This window comes from Marinobacter subterrani (assembly GCF_001045555.1).
Taxonomy (GTDB): domain Bacteria; phylum Pseudomonadota; class Gammaproteobacteria; order Pseudomonadales; family Oleiphilaceae; genus Marinobacter; species Marinobacter subterrani.
Genome location: NZ_LFBU01000001.1, coordinates 2,575,268 through 2,594,141, shown reverse-complemented (window position 1 = coordinate 2,594,141; position 18,874 = coordinate 2,575,268). Strand labels below are relative to the sequence as shown.

The 18,874-nt window shown below is 54.9% G+C and carries 16 protein-coding genes; 12 read left to right on the top strand and 4 right to left on the bottom strand.

Annotated elements, in window-relative coordinates; genetic code table 11:
* Positions 1 to 106: 106 nt before the first annotated feature.
* Together msub_RS12085 and msub_RS12080 are read right to left on the bottom strand one after the other, a co-directional pair.
* Entirely contained in the window at positions 107 to 1,177 is a 1,071-nt protein-coding gene (locus tag msub_RS12085; protein WP_197083830.1) for a hypothetical protein, read from the bottom strand.
* 505 nt (positions 1,178 to 1,682) lie between these two features.
* Positions 1,683 to 2,486: an SDR family NAD(P)-dependent oxidoreductase gene (locus msub_RS12080; protein WP_048497096.1), complete on the bottom strand. Its 804-nt coding sequence runs from the start codon at positions 2,484 to 2,486 to the stop codon at positions 1,683 to 1,685.
* Positions 2,487 to 2,649: 163 nt separating this feature from the next.
* On the opposite strand from msub_RS12080, the gene msub_RS22560 reads away from it, so the two are divergent.
* The 6 genes from msub_RS22560 to msub_RS12050 all read left to right on the top strand — a co-directional run bounded on the left by msub_RS22560 (position 2,650) and on the right by msub_RS12050 (position 9,262).
* Entirely contained in the window at positions 2,650 to 2,934 is a 285-nt protein-coding gene (locus tag msub_RS22560; RefSeq protein WP_156182762.1) for a hypothetical protein, read from the top strand.
* A 31-nt stretch (positions 2,935 to 2,965) separates the two neighbouring features.
* Complete coding sequence (gene groL, locus msub_RS12070) at positions 2,966 to 4,567, top strand: chaperonin GroEL (RefSeq protein WP_048496245.1); 1,602 nt, start codon at positions 2,966 to 2,968, stop codon at positions 4,565 to 4,567.
* A gap of 120 nt (positions 4,568 to 4,687) precedes the next feature.
* Positions 4,688 to 5,662, top strand: coding sequence for a sugar ABC transporter substrate-binding protein (locus msub_RS12065; RefSeq protein ID WP_048496244.1), 975 nt, complete (start codon positions 4,688 to 4,690; stop codon positions 5,660 to 5,662).
* A gap of 66 nt (positions 5,663 to 5,728) precedes the next feature.
* Positions 5,729 to 6,730 (top strand): ABC transporter permease, encoded by a 1,002-nt coding sequence (locus msub_RS12060; protein WP_082146481.1) that lies wholly within the window; start codon positions 5,729 to 5,731, stop codon positions 6,728 to 6,730.
* Between the two features lie 28 nt (positions 6,731 to 6,758).
* A complete protein-coding gene (locus msub_RS12055; RefSeq protein ID WP_156182761.1) occupies positions 6,759 to 7,709 on the top strand; it encodes an ABC transporter permease in 951 nt (316 codons plus the stop codon).
* Positions 7,706 to 9,262: a sugar ABC transporter ATP-binding protein gene (locus tag msub_RS12050; RefSeq protein WP_082146480.1), complete on the top strand. Its 1,557-nt coding sequence runs from the start codon at positions 7,706 to 7,708 to the stop codon at positions 9,260 to 9,262. Before msub_RS12055 ends, msub_RS12050 begins: the two co-directional genes overlap by 4 nt.
* Here the strand turns inward: msub_RS12050 and msub_RS12045 are convergent.
* Positions 9,259 to 10,314 (bottom strand): LacI family DNA-binding transcriptional regulator, encoded by a 1,056-nt coding sequence (locus msub_RS12045; RefSeq protein WP_197083829.1) that lies wholly within the window; start codon positions 10,312 to 10,314, stop codon positions 9,259 to 9,261. The genes msub_RS12050 and msub_RS12045 overlap by 4 nt on opposite strands.
* Before the next feature lie 204 nt (positions 10,315 to 10,518).
* On the opposite strand from msub_RS12045, the gene msub_RS12040 reads away from it, so the two are divergent.
* The 3 genes from msub_RS12040 to msub_RS12030 all read left to right on the top strand — a co-directional run bounded on the left by msub_RS12040 (position 10,519) and on the right by msub_RS12030 (position 13,888).
* Positions 10,519 to 11,826, top strand: coding sequence for a M24 family metallopeptidase (locus tag msub_RS12040; protein WP_048496241.1), 1,308 nt, complete (start codon positions 10,519 to 10,521; stop codon positions 11,824 to 11,826).
* Positions 11,827 to 11,935: 109 nt separating this feature from the next.
* Positions 11,936 to 13,393 (top strand): NAD-dependent succinate-semialdehyde dehydrogenase, encoded by a 1,458-nt coding sequence (locus msub_RS12035; RefSeq protein WP_156182760.1) that lies wholly within the window; start codon positions 11,936 to 11,938, stop codon positions 13,391 to 13,393.
* 51 nt (positions 13,394 to 13,444) lie between these two features.
* Positions 13,445 to 13,888, top strand: a complete 444-nt coding sequence (locus msub_RS12030; protein ID WP_048496240.1) for a YtoQ family protein — start codon at positions 13,445 to 13,447, stop codon at positions 13,886 to 13,888.
* Between the two features lie 96 nt (positions 13,889 to 13,984).
* Here the strand turns inward: msub_RS12030 and msub_RS12025 are convergent, their stop codons facing one another.
* The gene (locus msub_RS12025; RefSeq protein WP_048496239.1) at positions 13,985 to 15,328 is read right to left on the bottom strand and encodes an MFS transporter; all 1,344 of its coding nucleotides are present in this window, start codon (positions 15,326 to 15,328) and stop codon (positions 13,985 to 13,987) included.
* 308 nt (positions 15,329 to 15,636) lie between these two features.
* On the opposite strand from msub_RS12025, the gene msub_RS12020 reads away from it, so the two are divergent.
* The 3 genes from msub_RS12020 to msub_RS12010 all read left to right on the top strand — a co-directional run bounded on the left by msub_RS12020 (position 15,637) and on the right by msub_RS12010 (position 18,855).
* Positions 15,637 to 16,098 carry a universal stress protein gene (locus msub_RS12020; protein WP_048496238.1) on the top strand — a complete coding sequence of 154 codons (462 nt, stop codon included), beginning with the start codon at positions 15,637 to 15,639 and terminating at the stop codon, positions 16,096 to 16,098.
* Positions 16,099 to 16,145: 47 nt separating this feature from the next.
* The gene (locus tag msub_RS12015; RefSeq protein WP_048496237.1) at positions 16,146 to 17,648 is read left to right on the top strand and encodes an MFS transporter; all 1,503 of its coding nucleotides are present in this window, start codon (positions 16,146 to 16,148) and stop codon (positions 17,646 to 17,648) included.
* Between the two features lie 124 nt (positions 17,649 to 17,772).
* Positions 17,773 to 18,855 carry a DUF2157 domain-containing protein gene (locus msub_RS12010; RefSeq protein ID WP_197083828.1) on the top strand — a complete coding sequence of 361 codons (1,083 nt, stop codon included), beginning with the start codon at positions 17,773 to 17,775 and terminating at the stop codon, positions 18,853 to 18,855.
* Positions 18,856 to 18,874: the final 19 nt, after the last annotated feature.

Below are 18,874 nucleotides of genomic sequence, written 5' to 3'. Positions count from 1 at the left end.
TGCTGTTCTGAGCAAAACCCGCCTGCAGAAGTGCCGGCGGGCTCGCTCTGATAGTTTGCGTAATGCCCGGGCAACCCATTGCCTGAGCTGCTATTGCCCGGCTTGATCAGAAATAAAGAGCGCCCACGATGTTGAATTGTGAGTGCCATTCGTCATCGTTCCTGGCAGGCCCGCCGTTTGCGAAGTTCGCGTTTTTGGACGTCAGCATGCTTACCCAGGTGTTAAACGCACCCCTTGAGAGATGAACGCCAACGATGCTGAACTGGGTGTCCAGGGAGGTGAACTGGTCATTGCTGCCGCTCGAGAGGAAGTCATAGTCGTGATAGAACTTCACGTTTTCGAAAATGCCAATGGAGGTGGGCATGGAATAGGAAACACGGGTTGAATACACCTCGCCTTCCGCAGGAATCAACGCGCCGGTTGACAGGGCGATGGAGTCCTCTGTCTGGTTTACACCCGGCGCATTTTCGACATTGTGCTGGTAGCTGATGCCCTGGAGCGTGAGCGCAAAACCTCCGGACCTGAAATTTGCGAACGCGGCTGCCGCGCTATGATCGCCGCCATTGCTATTAGTGACGGTGTTGTAGTAATCACCAAACTGTGCGTTGGAACCTAACTGTAGTGAGGATCCGCCCCCAAGGTCGAAGGTGTAGGCTGCGCTGGCATGAAAGGTGTTGGTCTGTTCTACATCAGCCGAAAACGTCTCGTTGGCAAATCCGCGGGGGGTGATGTCGCCCTGTGCCACGACATCGGGACGGAAACGGGCATTGGGGTTGCCCCCGCTAAATTCCGCATTCTTGGTGAAGGCTCCGACAAGATGCCAGTTGCTGCCCTTGTACTGGGTCTTGATCCCGACGTCCGGGTTATTGGCCAGCCCCAACCAGAGCGGGACGTCACTGAGGAAGCTGTTGTCGTAGTACGAGCCGTCGACACCGGCACCCAGCGGCTGGTTGATCACGCCAAGCTCGGTAGACCAGGTATCACTGTGGTTCAGGCCCACGTAGGTCCAAGCGGGAAAGAATGCTTGCTGCGTAACCTGGTAGTCCCATCGGGAACGGTAATAAAGGCCGTTGTCGAAGTCCCCGCTGACGATCAGTTCGAATTTGTCGAGAAAATAGTTCCCGGCTTTTTCCCGGCTTGATTCCGAGTGGTCGGCAAATATGTACAGTGTTTCCACACCAACCCCGAATCTCAGAGGTACGTTGTTCTCCAAATCAGCCAGGCGATCCTGGATATCTTTTATCTGATCGCTCGGCATTTCCTGGGCGAGGACGGGAGAAGCGCAAAGGATTGCGTAAAAAGCAGCGAGATGCGGGAGCTTTTTGGCTTTGAGCCCAAGCTCTGTTGTGAAGCTATTCATCGGTTCTCTCCAGTTTTTTCTTGTTGACAGGATACGTGCTGGTGCACATGTAGTGTTTAGCAAAACCACCACAATAACGCAAACGTTTGCATCAAAATTTATAGTCTTGCTCTGACTGGATTTATGTTTTCCATGTGTAAAAGTTTCTTGCCAGGGAATCTAAAAAGGCGCCAGCTTAAAGCTGGCGCAAGCTCCCTATTAAAGGGAGGGGGTAGGTCATCCACAACAACGCAATGCCAATGACAAGTCAGCGTATGGCAGGGACGCAGACCTGTAGCCCGGTCTGGATCGATCGATCCAGACCGGGCTATTTATTGCGGTATTACTGAATTACCATGCCGCCATCGATCATCAACAGCTGCCCCGTCATGTAGTCGGACTCGTGACTGGCGAGAAAAGCTGCTGTGCCTACGACGTCCTCGGGGTAGGAGTAGCGCTTCATGAGAATCATGTTTTCGGCCAGTTCATCCATGGACTGACCGGGCTTCTCAAACTTGCCGATGGCCACGAGTTCCTTGTCCAATTGCTCCCACAGCTCCGTCCTGACAACACCCGGGCCGTAGCCGTTCACGGTAATGTTATGCTGGACCAGCGCTTTGGCGCCGCCATTGATCATGGCCAGCACCGCATGTTTGCTGCACGAATAGGGAACCACGTCATCAAAGGCCTGGCGACTGAGAATGGAGCCCACGTTGATGATCTTGTACGGACCGTTTTCCTTGCCTTGGTCGATCATCTGCTTCGCCGCCTCTTGCATGCCTATCAGGCATCCGAGAGCGTTAACGTCCATGATCTGGTGCCAGTTTTCTTCCGTGATATCCATAAACATCAGCGGCTTGTTGATGCCGGCATTGTTTACCATCACGTTCAGGCTGCCGAACGCGTCAACGGTGGCTTTTACTGCAGCCTTCATCTGATCGCGTTTGGTAACATCCAGTGAGACTGCGATGGCCTCGCCGCCTTTTTCGCGAATACGGGCGGCGACTTGCTCGCAGCCGTCGATGTTGATATCCGCAACGCACACTTTTGCGCCCTGCTCGGCGTAGTACTCCGCGACGGCGGCGCCCATGCCCCGGGCTGAACCGGTAATCAGGCAGTTTTTACCTTGCAAGCGTGTCTTATCCATCATTTCCCCGCAATTTGTCTTTGTTTGATGTCGAGTGGAAATCCCAGTCTAGCCAAGACGTTTTACAAATGCAAACGATTGCGCTACATTAAATTCCGAGTGTTCATCGGACCGAAATAACTATAAGCAAACGCAACAGGTTTACCAATTGGAGAGTCTTATTATGACGTTGCATCCCGCTCCCGATCGCCTTGTATTGGAGTTAATAGAGCAGCGACACGAGTCTGCTCACGGCATTGTCATGTCTAACAGAAGTTCCGCAGAGTCACCGAAAGGGCGTGTCGTTGAAGTTGGCTATGACGCCAGGTCCCGTTTTGAAGGTATGCAGAGAGGCGACACTGTATTCTTTGCTCCCGGACGGGGTGAGGTGGTCGTCGTAGAAGGTGTCAACAGGGTGATCGTTCACCTTGGCGACGTGCTGGCATGGGTCAGTGAGCAAGCAAGCTAACCATTAACCGATATCCAGGAGTTCAGTGCTTATGTCAGCCAAGCATATTCAGTTCAATCAAGAAGCCCGGAATTCACTATTGCGCGGAATCAACACGCTCGGTGATGCAGTAAAGGCAACGCTTGGCCCCTGTGGCCGGCATGTCGTGGTCAGTAAGAAAGACCGTTTGCCCTACGTAACAAAAGATGGTGTATCGGTTGCGAAGGAAACGGAACTGGAAGACGAAATTGAAGACACCGGTGCGCGCCTTGCACGTAACGTCGCATCAAGAGTAAATGAAGAAGTTGGTGACGGAACCACAACGGCCACGGTTCTTGCTCAGGCCCTGATGAACGAGGGAATGAGGGCAGTAGCCGCGAATATGAGTCCAGTGGCGATCAAACGGGGCATAGAGCAGGCGACAAGAGATGCTGTGAGCGCGCTTGATAGCATGTCACGGCCTTGCAGCGAACCGGAATCCATCCGTCGCATCGCGACGATTTCCGCCAACGGAGACCGCGCGGTGGGTCAATTGATCGCGGATGCCATGAATGAGATTGGCAGCGAAGGAGTCATCACGGTCGAGGACGGCACAGGTCTTGATCTGGAACTTAAGTTGGTCAAGGGGATGCAGTTTGACCGTGGGTATGCCTCGCCTCATTTCATTAACGATCATAAGACGATGTCAGTGGACTTCGAAAATCCTCTGATTATGGCCGTTGATGGCAAGTTTGACTCCTTCAATGATCTGGTTCCGTTACTGGAAGCCGTCGGACGGGATCGGCGCCCGCTTCTGATTATTGCCGAAGAGTTTGAGCATGACACTCTGCCAACGCTGATCGTTAACCACATGAAGGGGCGAGTAAAAGTTGCGGCTGTAAAGTCGCCAGGTTTTGGTGACCGGCGTAAAAACATGATCGCGGATATTGCAATCCTGACGGGGGCCCGGCTCGTATCCAGCGAACTCGGTGTCACCATTGCGGATCTCCAGGAATCTGACCTGGGCAGCGCGAGGCGAGTCGTGATCACCCAGGACAGCTGCACCATTATCGATGGGGCTGGTGACCCGGATGCGATCACGGACCGAATTGACCAGATCAAACAGCAGATTCCGGATGCGTTCTCAGACTATGACCGTGAAAAGCTGATGCAACGAAAAGCGAGGCTTTCCGGTGGCATCGGGGTTATCAAGGTGGGTGCCGCGACAGAAGTAGAATTGGAAGAGAGAAAGGATCGAATTGAGGATGCTATCCAGGCTACACGTGCGGCGGTCGAAGAAGGATATGTGCCGGGAGGCGGTGTATCACTTGTGCGGGCAATCGAGAGAATGAGCCCACCTGATGATCTCACGCCCGATGAAGCTGCCGGGTACGCTCTTACCGTCAGGGCGTTGGAGGCGCCGCTCTCAACCATTGCGGAAAATGCCGGGCTGGTGCCTGGAGTGATTATCGAGAACATCCGCGGAGGCAGTCTCGACTGGGGCTTGAACGCTGCAACGGGGGAAATCGAGCAGTTGTTTGAGTCAGGAATTATTGATCCCACAAAAGTTACCCGGTTGGCCGTTCAGACTGCGGCTTCACTGGCCACACTTTTGATCACTACAGAGGTCCTGCTTGTTGAAAAGGGCCAGGTTGAGGAGGGCCATCAACACTGAGGTCAGTGCTGACGGATAAATGGTGCAAACGTTTGCATTATGTCTTGCACTCTGCAACGATTAGAGGTGAGGATTTCAAATACCTCTGTTCCGACAAAAACAAACAACGGAGTCAAAGCGATGAAAGTTCAGGTAAGTTCAATTCGTACTATTCAGAAAATCGGAAAGGCGTTTCTGCTCGCCGGATCATTCAGTCTGGTGTTTTCCGGGATGGCCCAGGCGGAGCCCATCAAGGTTGGTATTACTCAGAACAACGTCGGCGTGGACAGTTATCAGACGACCTATGAGCAGGCGTTTGAGGAGGCTGCTGCAAAGGCAGATAACGTTGAGGCCGTGGTTCTTGATGCCGGTGGTAATGTTGCCCGCCAGATCTCACAAGTGAAGAATCTGATCCAGCAACAGGTTGACGTGATTATCATCTGGCCAACGGATGGTCGGGCGGTTGTGCCGGTCGTCAAACGCGCCAAAGAGGCGGGTATACCGGTCGTTGTAACAAACTCCAATATTGCTGAAGCCGGCCAGCCATTCATCGCGGCCTTCTCTGGCCCCAATAACATCCAGCAGGGCGCCTATGCCGCCGAAATGATGTGTAACCAGCTCGACGGTAAAGGCCAGATTGTCCAGATTACCGGCCAGCCAGGATATACAACCGCCATAGAACGGCAAAAGGGCTTTGAAGACCGCCTGCCCGAGGTATGCCCCAATGTAAAAATCCTGGATACCCAGCCGGGTGACTGGAACCGCGCGAAAGCACAGCGCGTGATGGAAGGCTTTCTGACCCGCTATGAAGACATCGACGGCGTTTACGCGGCTGACGATAACATGGGTGTGGGCGCCCTGAATGCGGCAAAATCTGTTGGCCGGGCCGACGAGATTGTTTTCATCGGCGCGACCAATTTTGCGGTCGGTTACGAGGCCATGGCTCGGGGTGAATACCATGGTTCGGTATACCAGTCTCCCCGAGAGGATGCCCGCAATGCCCTGAAAATCGCGATTGCCGCCGCTCAAGGCAAAGACGTGGAAAAGATGAGCTACTTCGAGACTCCAAAGATTACCCCTGAAAACATGGACGAATTTGAAAAGCCTGTTTTTTGAAACGGGGAAACCTAGCAATACGCGGGGGCCGTCATCTGACAGGCCCCCGGTTAGTGGAGTCAAATCATGAAAGCTTTGCCGGATTCTTTCAGACCAGGGTTAGCAAGCAGAGGGGTATCTCCGCTTCAGTTTTTCGGGAAACACGGAATATCAGTCGTTTTCGTCCTCTGTGTTGCTATTTTCTCGCTCACGACTGATAAATTCCTCAGTACCGATAATTTTCTGACCGTGGTGATGCAGGCCTCCATTATCGGAACCATCGCGCTTGGCGTGACTTTCGTAGTGATAGGAGGAAATCTGGATCTGTCAGTGGGTTCTCTGTTGTCCTTTGCAACGGTTCTGGTGGTTGACCTTCACGATAAGGTGGGGCCGGGGATGGCAATTCCGCTGATGTTCATCTTTACGTTGTTGATTGGTGCTATCAATGGCTACTTGATTGGCTATTTGCGCCTCAACTCACTTATCGTCACTCTCGGAATGTTGTCGGCCATTCAGGGTATTACTCTTGTCTACACGGGTGGCAAGAATGTCGATATATCAGATCAGCAAAGTACCTGGTTTTCATTTTTTGGCAGGGATGAGCTCCTTGGCGTTCCGGTGCCAGCGCTGATCTTTATTGTTCTGGGTATTATTTTACAAATAGTGCTTTTGAAGAGCGGCTTTGGGCGAAAGATATTTGCGATTGGCGGTAATGGAACGGCAGCCTTGTTCTCTGGCCTTCGGAGAAACCGCCTTGTATTCAATACCTATCTGTTATCCGCGTTTACCACAGGCTGTGCTGCGCTGATTCTTGGCTCCCGAGTGATGGGGTCACAAAATAACGTGGGCGAAGGCTATGAGCTATTGGTACTCGCGGGTGTCATTCTTGGCGGTACGAGCCTGCTGGGTGGATCCGGAAGTATTGTAAGAACAGTGATAGGGGTGCTTATCCTTGCGCTGATCCAGAACGGACTCTTGCTGCTGGGGTATCCGTACTACGCTCAGTGGCTCGTTACCTGGGTCGTTATTATTGTTGCTGTCTGGCTCGATATTGCAGCCAAGCGTGGCAAATTATTTAGTTCTTACTGAAACCCGAAATATAACGGGGATAATGACAATGAATCGTATATTTTCCATGGTTAAAACACAGCCTATATGGATATTTGTTATAGCGTGTTTTGTGTTTTTCAGTTTTGCATCGCCCTATTTTTTCGATATTGATAATTTCACAAATATCCTTGTCCAGGCGTCGACCATCGGCCTGATTGCTTTGGGTATGACGTATGTCATGATCAATGGCAATATTGATTTGTCGGTCGGCGCAACCTTGGCGCTTGCTGCCAGTCTCGCCGTTGGTTTACAAGACCAAGTGGGAATTTCCGGAGCGGTATGCATAGGTTTGCTCTCGGGAATTCTGATCGGTGGGCTTAATGGACTAATTGCCTGGAAAACCGGTGTGGATGCATTCATTGTTACCCTTGGCGCAATGATAGGGGTCAGAGGCCTGGTGTTTGTCTACACCGACGAGCAGTCTTTTTACGCCTACGACCTGGCTTATTCCGATTTTGGCGCCAGCTCCTTGTTTGGAATGCCCGTGCTGGCGCTGATATTCATACTTCTCACCATCCTTTTGCACCTCGTCCTGAAGTATTCGATCCACGGACGCAACGTTTTCGCCGTTGGCGGTAACCGGGACGCCGCCAAGGAGGCTGGCATCCGCGTCGGGCCCCACATGTTGTTGAACTTTATTTTGGTCGGGTTCCTGGCGGCGCTAGCAGGCATCTTGCTATCGACGCAAATGGGTGCGTCAACGCCGAATCTCGGCCGCAATTACGAGCTCTGGACGATCACTGCCGTCGTGCTGGGAGGCACCCGACTCACAGGCGGTTTCGGAAGCATAATCGGAACGCTTGGCGGGGTTCTTGCGATCGCAATACTGAGGAACGGCATGAACATGCTTCAGGTGCCATCATTCTACGTGCTTATTGTACTCGGGACTATTTTGATCACGGTCCTTTTTCTCGATAAGCAATTCGGGGAACCGCAGGGTCAAGGAGTAAAGGCATGAGTGGGCAGATTGAGGCTGGTGGGAAAAGCGATTCGGCAACGGTGCAGCCAGATCCAAAACCCTTGTTGAAGTTGCAGAATGTCAGCAAGTCCTTCCCGGGTGTAAAGGCGCTGGATGGCGTGGACCTTGATGTCCGGGCGGGAGAGGTTCATGCGCTGCTCGGTGAGAACGGCGCCGGAAAATCCACCTTGATGAAAATACTGGCGGGTATCTATCAGCCGGACACCGGTGAGGTGGTGCTCGAGGACCAGTTGGTCAGGATGCGAACACCACTGGAGGCGAAGGATCATGGCGTCCTGCTGATTCATCAGGAATTGTCTCTTGTGCCCGATATGACGGTAGGGGAGAACGTGTTTCTGGGGAACATGCCCAGAACGGCCAAATGGTTCGTCAACAATAGCCTTTTGAACCGGCAGTGCGAAGGAATCCTTGAACGGCTCAAATGCAAATTCAAGCCGACGGAACGGCTAGGTAGTCTGTCCATCGCCAATCAACAGATGGTCGAAATTGCCCGCGCGTTGGTTTTCAAACCCAAGGTCGTCGTATTTGATGAGCCAACGGCCTCGCTGACGGACTTTGAGAAAGTGGTGCTTTTTGATGTCATCAGGGAGCTCAAGGAAAGTGGTACGGCGATTGTCTATATATCCCACCGTATGGATGAGATTTTCGCGCTGTCTGACCGGATTTCTGTACTTCGCGACGGGGTCTATCAGGAAACCTTTGAGACGGCGCGCACCACCGAAGACGAAGTGACACAGCGGATGATTGGCCGGGACCTTGATTCCGACATTACCCACGAACCCCCTGAACTTGGCGAGAAAGCCCTGGAGGTCCGCAATCTGAGCCTCGAAGGTCATTACTCGGATATTTCCTTCGACGTCCGCATCGGCGAAGTGGTTGGCTTTTACGGGCTTGTAGGGGCTGGTCGCACGGAGGTGATGGAAACCATCTTTGGACTGCGTAAGGCAAACTCCGGCCAAATCATAATCAATGGCGAGCAGTTGGGAATCAACTCGCCCTCCGATGCCATAGATCACGGGCTTGGGCTGGTGCCGGAAAGCCGGAAAGAGCAGGGCCTGGTGCTGGGCATGAGCTGCAAGGAAAACATCACGCTTGCCCATCTCAGAGACTTTACCCGGCTAGGCTGGGTGGATACCGCAGCTGAAAAGGACACCTTTGACAGCTATATGAAAATGCTTCGGATCAAGACACCTGGCTCGGACTATTCAACCCAGAATTTAAGCGGCGGTAACCAGCAGAAAGTCGTTATTGGTAAATGGTTGAGCACATCGCCGAAGATTCTGATACTGGATGAGCCTACCCGGGGCATTGATGTTGGTTCCAAGTCAGAGATCCATCACCTGATCAGGGAGCTTGCCAGATCGGGCCTGGCAGTGGTCGTGGTTAGCTCCGAAATGCCGGAGGTCCTGACGGTCAGCGACCGTATTGTGGGGATGTATGACGGTCATATAACCCGATGCTTTGATCGCAGCGAAGTGACCGAGGATCTTCTGATACGGGCGATAACCGGGCAGGTTTCCGAGGCCTCTTAGGAGGCCCGGGCTTTTTTTCGGGTTTTAGTGGGGGCGGCCGTCGATTTCCGAATGACAAGTTTGGGCTTTAATAACACTTCCTCGTGAAAGTCAGCGTTACCGGACTTGATCCGCTTCAGGAGCAGGTCGGCGGATCGTTCTCCCATTTGGAAATGCGGAATTGCCACTGTTGTCAGCGGCGTCGCAAACCAGTCGAGATAAGGCATGTTATTGAAACCAACGATGGACATTCTCTTCGGGCAGGTATAACCAAACTGTGTCATAGCCGTGAGGCAGCCCAGAGCAATGAGGTCGTTTGAAGCAATCACCGCCGTTGCGTCCGGGTTTTTCTTCAGAAACAGCGACATTGCTTCTTCGCCGGCAGTTTCTGAAAGGGCGTGCGCCTCGACAATTCTCTGTGACTGCACCGGCAGGTCAAGGTCGGCCATGGTTTGGGTGAAAGCGCCCAGACGAATATGAGAAACGGATATATTCTTGGGCCCTGCAATAAACCCGATTTTCCGGTGGCCGAGATCGACCAGGTGATCAACCGCCATTCTTATACCCAGTGTGTCGTCGACTTTTACCGTATCAACATCGCCCTTGTCGACCACGCGATTCACCAGTACCAGGGGCACACCCTGCTTTTTGCATAAATCGACCACGCTGTCTTCGCGGAAAGCTGCGGCGTAAATGATGCCATCCACACCACGGCTTATCAGTCTCTCTACCTCAGTACGGGCAAGTTGCTCATTGTTCTGGCTATAAGCCAGAAATGCCGTGTAGCCATACTCGTCAAGAACGCTCTGTATGCCTCTGATGATAGGCGGGAAGACCGGGTTCATCAGGTCCGGAATAATCAAACCAATGGTTTTGGTGCTGCCCATCTTGAGTGCGTATGCGGCGGCATTCTGTTTGTAACCCATCTCCTCGGCGGCTTTTCGTACGCGTTTCACTACCTCGGGAGAAATCATTTCATTGGATTTCTCACTGAGCGCACGCGAAACCGTGGAGGTATTGATGTTCAGATGTTCCGCTAGATCGCGAAGCGTAACCCGTTTTTTCTGTATCAAAGCAAAAACCCGACGGAGACTTGAAAACTGGCTGAGGATGGTGTGCTGAAACTTCAAATTCTACGACAACAGTATACATAACCGGTGAACCTGTGACTGCCCGGCAATTTAAAATTGATTTACGCAAACGTTTGCACTAAAGTGTTTACCGTTAGTTCTCGAACAAGAACCAGGCTTTTCTTTGCCGATGCACCAGGAGGAATCATGGCCAAAACAGTGAAACCCAGCGAGCCAACCATCGTTCGCTCGGAAGACGTCGACCCACACTGGGTTTGGGGGCGTCCCATACCGGCGCCTGGCAGAATGCATGTGGATTTCGAGGAGCGTGTGAACTATGACCGGTTACATCGCTACAGGACGGGGAGGGCGCGCAACGCTCTGGCGGATTCCGATCTCGGCGCCATTCTGTGCTTTGACAACAACAACATTCGCTACCTGACCAGCTCAGTCATTGGCGAGTGGACCCGGGACAAGTTTTGTCGCTACGCCCTGTTTACGGGTAATTCCGATCCCTACTTGTGGGATTTCGGATCCGCGGCCGCACACCATAGGATCTACGCGCCCTGGCTGAAGCAGGACCGTTGTCGCGCTGGCATGCTTGGCCTCAGAGGGTCGATCGGCCAGGAAGCTGGTCTTTTCAAGCGAGCGGCGGAAGAGATCCGGGATATCCTCAAGGCGGAGGGCGTTGCAGATATGCCAGTCGGTGTGGATGTTTGCGAGCCGCCCATGTTGTTCGCGCTCCAGGAAGCCGGGCTGGAGATACGAGACGTGCAGCAGGTCATGCTGGATGCGCGTCAGATAAAAAGCCAGGATGAAATCACGCTGCTCAACATGGCGGCGACGATGGTCGATGGCGCCTATGACCACCTGGCGGAAAAGCTCCGCCCCGGTACTCGTGAAAACGAGATGGTCGCGCTGGTCAACAAATTCCTTTACGACAACGGATCGGATGACGTTGAGGCCATCAACGCCGTGTCAGGCGAGAGGTGTTGTCCGCATCCCCATAATTTTACAGACCGCATGTACCGGCCGGGCGATCAGGCCTTCTTTGATGTTATCCAGGCATTTATGGGATATCGCACCTGTTACTACCGCACCTTGAACATCGGCAGTTCCACCAAGTCCCAGGAAGACGCTTACAAACAGGCCCGTGAATGGATCGACTCAGCCATTGAGCTGGTTCGCCCTGGCATGACCACCGACAGAATTGCGGCCGTCTGGCCCAAGGCGACGGACTTCGGGTTTGCCAATGAGATGGAGGCTTTTGGTCTGCAGTTTGGCCACGGGTTGGGCATGGCCCTCCATGAGCGCCCAATCATCAGTCGGCTTGTGTCTTTTGACAGTCCGTTTGAATTGCAGGAAGGGATGGTCTTTGCCCTCGAGACATACTGCCCTGCCGCTGACGGTAACGGTGCGGCTCGCATCGAGGAAGAGGTTGTTGTCACTCCGGACGGGTGTCAGGTCATCACGCTCTTCCCGTCCAAAGAGCTGTTCATTGCCAACAAGTACTGATTAACGCCTGGCTTGAAGACGGTGCTGTGCCGCGCGTCCAGCACCGTTTTTATGCCCTCATTATACCTGCCGCAGACCTTTCTTAACTCGGGACATCGGAGTCTTCGCTGTGAATCTCTATATTGAAGAAGTTGGAAAAAACGTACCGGTCGGACTGTTTGTAAATGGCCAGTGGATCACCGGGGCCGACAAACAGTTCGATGTGCTCAACCCGGCGACGGAACAAGTCATCGCGACGGTTCCCAGCTGCACTTCCGAGCATGCAACCATGGCTATGAATGCCTGCGACCGGGCGGTGCCGGAGTGGCTGTCGCGAACGCCACGGGAGCGGTCGGAGGTCCTCAGGGCCATTTTCGACACGATGCAGAACGAAAAAGAGGTCATAGCCAGGCTGATTACCCTTGAGGAAGGCAAAACCCTCAAGGAGTCCAGTGGCGAGGTCGATTACGCATCGGAATTTTTCCGTTGGTACGGAGAGGAGTCCTTGCGCCTGGGCGGAGAAATGCGACAGTCTCCCAGTGGCAAACACACGATTGTGGTCACGCATCAGCCGGTAGGCACCGCGTTGTTGATTACGCCCTGGAATTTTCCGGCAGCGATGATCACCCGAAAGATTGCACCGGCGATTGCCGCCGGGTGCGGTGTTGTCGTCAAGCCACCGAAAGAAACCCCGCTTACCTCCCTGTACCTGGCTGAATTGATGCAGCGATGCGGCGTTCCTGATGGTCTTGTCAACGTTTTAACGACCGATGATGCGGGCACGCTCACTGAGGCGCTGACCAACGATCCTCGTCTGCGCAAAATCTCCTTTACAGGTAGCACTGGGGTCGGGAGACTGCTTCTTGGCAAGGCGGCAGACAGGGTTCTGAACACATCCATGGAACTGGGTGGAAACGGCCCGCTGATTGTCTGTGATGACGCGGACATCGATACCGCCATTGAGGGCGCCTTTGTAGCCAAAATGCGGAACGCCGGCGAGTCTTGCATTGCTGCAAATCGACTTTACGTCCACGACTCTGTCTACGACGAGTTCTGCGACAGACTCGTGGCGCGGTTTGAGGCCTTGAAGGTCGGCAATGGGCTGGATCCGGCTGTCGATGTAGGGTCAATCATTTCCCGCAAGGAGCTGGACAAGCTGGAGGCCATTGTTGGTGAGGCAGTGGAAGACGGGGCCACCATCGCGACCGGAGGCACAACACTGCACGAGAAGGGTTTTTTCTTCGCGCCAACCGTACTCAGGGACGTCGAGCCGGGAGCCAGGATTCTCGATAAGGAAGTCTTCGGGCCCATTGCGCCACTGGTCCGTTTCAACGATGTGGAAGCGGTTATCCGGCAGGCTAACGACACGCCTTACGGCCTTGCTGCCTATGTGTTCAGTGGGGATGTCGGTAATGCAATGAAGATCGCAGAAAGGCTGAACGCCGGCATTGTGGGCGTGAACCGGGGGTTCGTATCCGATCCGGCGGCTCCCTTCGGTGGCATGAAAGAAAGTGGTATTGGCCGGGAGGGCGCCCAGGACGGCATAAAAGAATTTCTGGAAACCCAATATATAGCTACGTCTTGGTAACCAGCCCCGGGTATCCTCGACGAATGGTCAACAGTAAATCTGGAGATAGTAATGAATTGGACAGTGTATCTTTCTGGAGAAATCCACACGGATTGGCGCGAACAGCTTCAGGCGGGCGTGGAAGCATTGGGGTTGCCCGTCGAGTTTACGGGCCCCGTGACCAACCACGAAGCGAGTGATGCTGCTGGAGATATGCTGGGCGTACCGGAAGTCCAGTTCTGGCGCGATCATCAGTCGTCGAAGGTCAATGGAATTCGCACCAAGACCCTGTTGGAACAATGCGATCTGGCCGTGATCCGTTTCGGCGATAAATACAAGCAATGGAATGCCGCTTTCGATGCGGGCTACTGTGCGGCGCTGGGCAGGCCCTACATCACATTGCATGATGAAGACCTGGTGCACCCCCTGAAGGAGGTGGATGCCGCCGCCATGGCATGGGCTCAAACGCCGGAGCAGGTGATTGAGGTTCTGAGGTATGTAACCACTGCCCGGTGAGGGGCCGCCTGCCACACCCCCTCGCTGCACCGGGAGACTGTACTGAAAAAGCCCCGCAGTGCGGGGCAATGAGGCGCAATCAAACAAGCGGTGGCATCAGCGCCCGGCCGTTGGATCCTGAGTCTTTTTGCGGTTGAGCGGATAGAACAGCTGGGGCGAGGCCAGTTCCGGCAGATCGGTTCGTTCTTCATTGGCCGCCCACTCAACCCGCTCAGCGGACCGGATGGCATAGTGCATCCAGACGAGGGCGGCCGCGACGATCACGAACATCAGCATAAAGCAGCTCTGCCATACCCCGGTGAGGTCGTTCAGCACACCGAAGGTCAATGGCAGAATGAAGCCCCCCAGGCCACCAATCATCCCGACAACGCCTCCCACGGCGCCTACATGCATCGGGTAATAGACAGGAATGTGCTTGTACACGGCAGCCTTACCTAGCGACATGAAGAAGCCCAGAATGAAAATCAGCACCACGAACATCGGCAGGCCCATGGCCAGGGTAAAGCGGATATCGCCGTCGATGCCATGGATCACATAATCGGTGGGCGGGTAGCTTAGCAGGAAGGCACACACCACCGAGGCGCCGAAAGTCCAGTACATCACCCGGCGGGCGCCGAAGCGGTCCGACAGCCAGCCCCCCAGAACCCGGAACAGGGACGCGGGAATGGTGTAGAGCGCGGCAATGATGCCTGCGGTCTTGATGTCCAGGCCGTAGACGCCGATCAGGAAGTGTGGAAGCCAGAGCGCCAGGGCGACGAAGGCCCCGAACACGAAGAAATAATACAGGGCAAAGCGCCAGACCCTCAGCTCGCGCAAAGGCTCCATCTGCTCCATGAAGGTCTTGGCCTTGTCGCCGGCCCGCTCCGCGGCCATCGGGTCTGGCTTGGCCAGCAGCAGAAAAACCACCCCCATAATCGCCAGCACCGTGGCATAGATCTGTGCCGTGCTCTCCCAGCCAAAGGCCACCAGCAGAAACGGGGCCCCGAAGTTGGTCACTGCCGCGCCCACATTCCCCGCGCCAAAAATCCCCAGGGCCGTTCCCTGGCGTTCCGGTTCGAACCAGGCCGCCGTGTAGGCCACACCGACGATAAAGGCCCCGCCGGCCAGACCAACACCCAGAGCGCCCACCAGCAGCATGATGTAGGTGGTTGCGAAGGTGAGCAGGTACACGCAGGCGGCGGTGGTGAGCATCAGGATGCCAAACACCCAGCGGCCGCCGTAGCGGTCTGTCCAGATCCCCAGGAACAGCCGGCTGATGGAGCCGGTGAGAATGGGCGTTGCCATCAGCAGGCCAAGCTGGGTATCCGAAAGCCCCAGATCTTCACTGAGCCGGATGCCGATGATGGAAAAAATGGTCCACACGGCAAAGCACAGGGTGAAGGCGAAGGTGGATAGGCCAAGTGCTCGGTATTGCTCTGGCTTTGACGGGTTGCTCGCCATGGTCCGCTCCCTCCGGATGGTTATCGAATGGCGTCTGAAAAGGTTCTTTAAACCTTACCAAGAACAGGGTTTTTCGGTGCGGGGCATTGGAGGTACCTCCTGCTGGGTGCGCTGGGGGTACGCAACCGGAGGTTTTTTCAGCCAGGGGGTAGGCCGTCGATTTCTCTCGTGGGGTAGGCGCGGTAAGCGTTGATTTACATCAATTATGGGCGGTATCCGAGTGTGGGCTAATGCTGACAGATATCAATGGCTGCCCTTTCAGGTGTGCGTGGAAAGGGCGCCGAAAACGCCTTCGGGAGAACCCACAGATGAAAATCATGATTGCCTACGACGGCTCGCGGAATGCCAGGCTGGCACTGGCCCAGACCATCACCATGTTCCGCGATCTCAAACCCGTGATTACCCTGGTCGCGGTGGCTGAAAACCCCCGCGACATCACCTCCGGAAATGAGGACATGTTCCAGGAAGAGGTGGCCGATCTGAAAAAGCACATCGCCGAGGCCATGGAAGTATGTGAACAGGAACAGATATCTGCCGAAAACATGCTTCTGGAAGGCGATGCCCGAAAGATGTTGCTGTTCGCGGCCGAGAAAAAGATTCACCCCGACATGCTGGTGATCGCCCGCCACAGCCATGAGCCTGACGGCGGCTTTATTGCCCGCTCTCTGACCTATTTCGTGGACGAACTGGATTACATGACCTTCGGCAGCGTGAGTTCCTTCCTCGCCCGCCGCATCCAGTGCCCGCTGCTTATCCTGCCCAGCCGTTGAGTCTGGCCAAAAACTGTTTCGGTAGCTGATAGCCCAGGGAGGCTGACATGAAAGTCGCAGACGTTTTTCACGTCAAGAATCCGGAGATCAGGGCGCTGCACCTGACCTGGATCGCATTCTTTATAACCTTCTACGTGTGGTTCAACATGGCGCCGCTGGCATCGAGCATGCTAAAGAGCGTCGACTGGCTCACCGCCGATGACCTTCGCCTGTTTGCCATCTGCAACGTGGCGCTGACCATTCCGGCCCGGATCATCGTCGGCATGGCCCTGGACCGTTTCGGCCCGCGTCGCGTGTTCTCGGTGCTGATGGTCCTGATGTCCATCCCGGCCCTGGTGTTTGCCTTCGGCAACACCATGACCCAGTTGCTGGTCAGCCGTCTGGTGCTCAGCTCCATTGGTGCCAGCTTTGTGGTGGGCATCCACATGACCGCCATGTGGTTCAAGCCGAAAGACATCGGCTTTGCCGAAGGCTTCTATGCCGGCTGGGGCAATTTCGGCTCTGCCGCTGCGGCGATCACCCTGCCCACCATCGCCCTGCAGATGTATGGCGGTGAGGATGGCTGGCGCTGGGCCATTGCCCAGAGCGCGATCGTGATGGCAGCCTATGGCGTTTACTACTGGTTCGCCATTACCGACGGCCCTGAGGGCACAGTTCATCGCAAGCCGCGCAAGGCGGTGGCGCTGGAAGTCAGCAGTTGGGGTGACATGATCAAACTGATCCTCTGGACCATTCCCCTGGTGGGCGTTCTGGGCATCCTGGTCTGGCGTATCGAGAACATGGGCTATCTGAGTGCCACGGGGGCGGTCATCAGTTACGCGGTGATTGTGGCCATCGTCGCTTACCAGATTATCCAGATCCTGCGGGTGAACGTGCCGATTCTGAAAAAAGGCGTGCCGGAGGATGACAAGTACCCGTTCAACAGCGTGGCAGCGCTCAACAGCACCTACTTTGCCAACTTTGGCGCCGAGCTGGCCGTGGTCTCCATGTTGCCGATGTTTTTCGAGGAAACCTGGAGCCTGAGTGCCACCGCGGCAGGCCTGATTGCTGCGTCCTTCGCCTTCGTGAACCTGGTGGCACGCCCGATGGGCGGCCTGGTTTCAGACCGCATGGGCAATCGCCGGTTCGTTATGCTCAGCTATATGTTCGGCATCGCCGTGGGCTTCGGGCTGATGGGCCTGTTGAACTCCAACTGGCCGTTGATCATTGCCGTGGGCATCACCGTGTTCACTTCGTTCTTCGTGCAGGGTGCCGAGGGTGCTACTTTCGGAATCATCCCTTCCATCAAGCGCCGTCTCACCGGCCAGATCTCTGGCATGGCCGGGGCTTATGGCAACGTGGGCGCGGTGGTTTATCTGACTATCTTCACCTTCGTAACCCCGACCCAGTTCTTCTACATTATCGCTGGCGGCGCGTTTATCAGCTGGCTGCTGTGCATGATGTGGTTGAAAGAGCCGGAAAGCGGGTTCTCCGAGGAATACCAGCTGTCCTCCGTGGATCGGCAGATTGAAGAAGAGGAGCGTCGCCGGAAGGCCGCTGTGGCGACCTGATACCCAGAAACACACAGCCCACAAGCCCGCTTGGAGTGATCCCTGCGGGCTTTTTTGTTGGCAGGACAAATGTCTGAGGCCGTGGCATGATCGTCCCCCGACATTTGTTCAATCGGAGGGAAGAATGATGAGAGTGTCACGCAAGGAAGGCCAACTGATCCAGAGAGCAATTGATCAATGGCAAGCGGATGGAATGTTGTCGGCTGCTCAGGCTCGGGAGCTGAACAATTCCGTTCAGGTCCATGTGCTCGACTGGAGGCGGGTTGCCCGATATGCCCTTTGGGTTTCCATCGCCTGCACACTTGTTGCAATCACGGCGGCCCTTGCTGACGAATGGCTGATGACGCTTTTAGAGCGGGTCTTTTCGGCATCACCCTGGGTCAAGTGCGCAGCTTTTACGGTGATAGCTGCGGTGCTCTACAACACAGGGCTGAGGCGGAAAAGGCGGTTACCCGGCCGCAAATTCACCAATGAGGCGATCTTCTTTTTCGGTGTCGTTGCCACGGCGGCCGCTATCGGGTTTCTTGGTGAAGCCATGAGTACCGGGTCAGATCATTTCTCATTGCTATTACTGCTGGCCGCTATTCTGTATGGGCTGCTCGGGCTCTGGTTTCCGTCCACTCTTGTGTGGGTGTTTTCGCTGTTGTCGCTGGGCAGCTGGTTCGGTGCAGAAACCGGGTATCTGTCCGGCTGGGGCGCCTATTACCTGGGCATGAACCTGCCGTTGCGTTTCGTGTTTTTCGGGCTGCTGTTGCTGACTGTCGGCAGTTGGCTGTTTACCCGCTGGCGGGATCACCGCGCGTTTCTGGGCCCAACCAAAGCCATTGGGTTGCTGTATCTGTTTGTCGCGCTATGGATCATGTCGATTTTCGGAAACTACGGCGATATCGAGAACTGGGAGCGTGCCGGCCATCTGGAGTTGCTGCACTGGTCGGTCTTGTTCGGGTTGGCAGCAGTGGCGTCCATCTATCATGGGCTTCGTTACGACGATGGCATGACGCGGGGATTCGGACTCACGTTTCTGTTTATCAACCTGTACACCCGTTTTTTCGAGTATTTCTGGGATGAAACGCACAAGGCGCTCTTCTTCGGCATTCTGGCGGTGAGTTTCTGGTACCTGGGCAGTCGTGCAGAAAAGATCTGGCAGCTTGAAGCCTTTTCGCACCTTGGGGCTGACTCAGAGAAACCTGACCGGTCCGGAAAGTAGAAGGCCTCCGGAAGGAGGC

Coding starts and splice junctions, on each gene's coding strand:
- msub_RS12065 (WP_048496244.1), top strand. CDS start 4,688: ATGAAAGTTCAGGTAAGTTCAATTCGTACTATTCAGAAAATCGGAAAG.
- msub_RS22560 (WP_156182762.1), top strand. CDS start 2,650: ATGACGTTGCATCCCGCTCCCGATCGCCTTGTATTGGAGTTAATAGAG.
- msub_RS12010 (WP_197083828.1), top strand. CDS start 17,773: ATGATGAGAGTGTCACGCAAGGAAGGCCAACTGATCCAGAGAGCAATT.
- msub_RS12015 (WP_048496237.1), top strand. CDS start 16,146: ATGAAAGTCGCAGACGTTTTTCACGTCAAGAATCCGGAGATCAGGGCG.
- msub_RS12030 (WP_048496240.1), top strand. CDS start 13,445: ATGAATTGGACAGTGTATCTTTCTGGAGAAATCCACACGGATTGGCGC.
- groL (WP_048496245.1), top strand. CDS start 2,966: ATGTCAGCCAAGCATATTCAGTTCAATCAAGAAGCCCGGAATTCACTA.
- msub_RS12080 (WP_048497096.1), bottom strand. CDS start 2,486: ATGGATAAGACACGCTTGCAAGGTAAAAACTGCCTGATTACCGGTTCA.
- msub_RS12060 (WP_082146481.1), top strand. CDS start 5,729: ATGAAAGCTTTGCCGGATTCTTTCAGACCAGGGTTAGCAAGCAGAGGG.
- msub_RS12025 (WP_048496239.1), bottom strand. CDS start 15,328: ATGGCGAGCAACCCGTCAAAGCCAGAGCAATACCGAGCACTTGGCCTA.
- msub_RS12040 (WP_048496241.1), top strand. CDS start 10,519: ATGGCCAAAACAGTGAAACCCAGCGAGCCAACCATCGTTCGCTCGGAA.
- msub_RS12050 (WP_082146480.1), top strand. CDS start 7,706: ATGAGTGGGCAGATTGAGGCTGGTGGGAAAAGCGATTCGGCAACGGTG.
- msub_RS12020 (WP_048496238.1), top strand. CDS start 15,637: ATGAAAATCATGATTGCCTACGACGGCTCGCGGAATGCCAGGCTGGCA.
- msub_RS12055 (WP_156182761.1), top strand. CDS start 6,759: ATGAATCGTATATTTTCCATGGTTAAAACACAGCCTATATGGATATTT.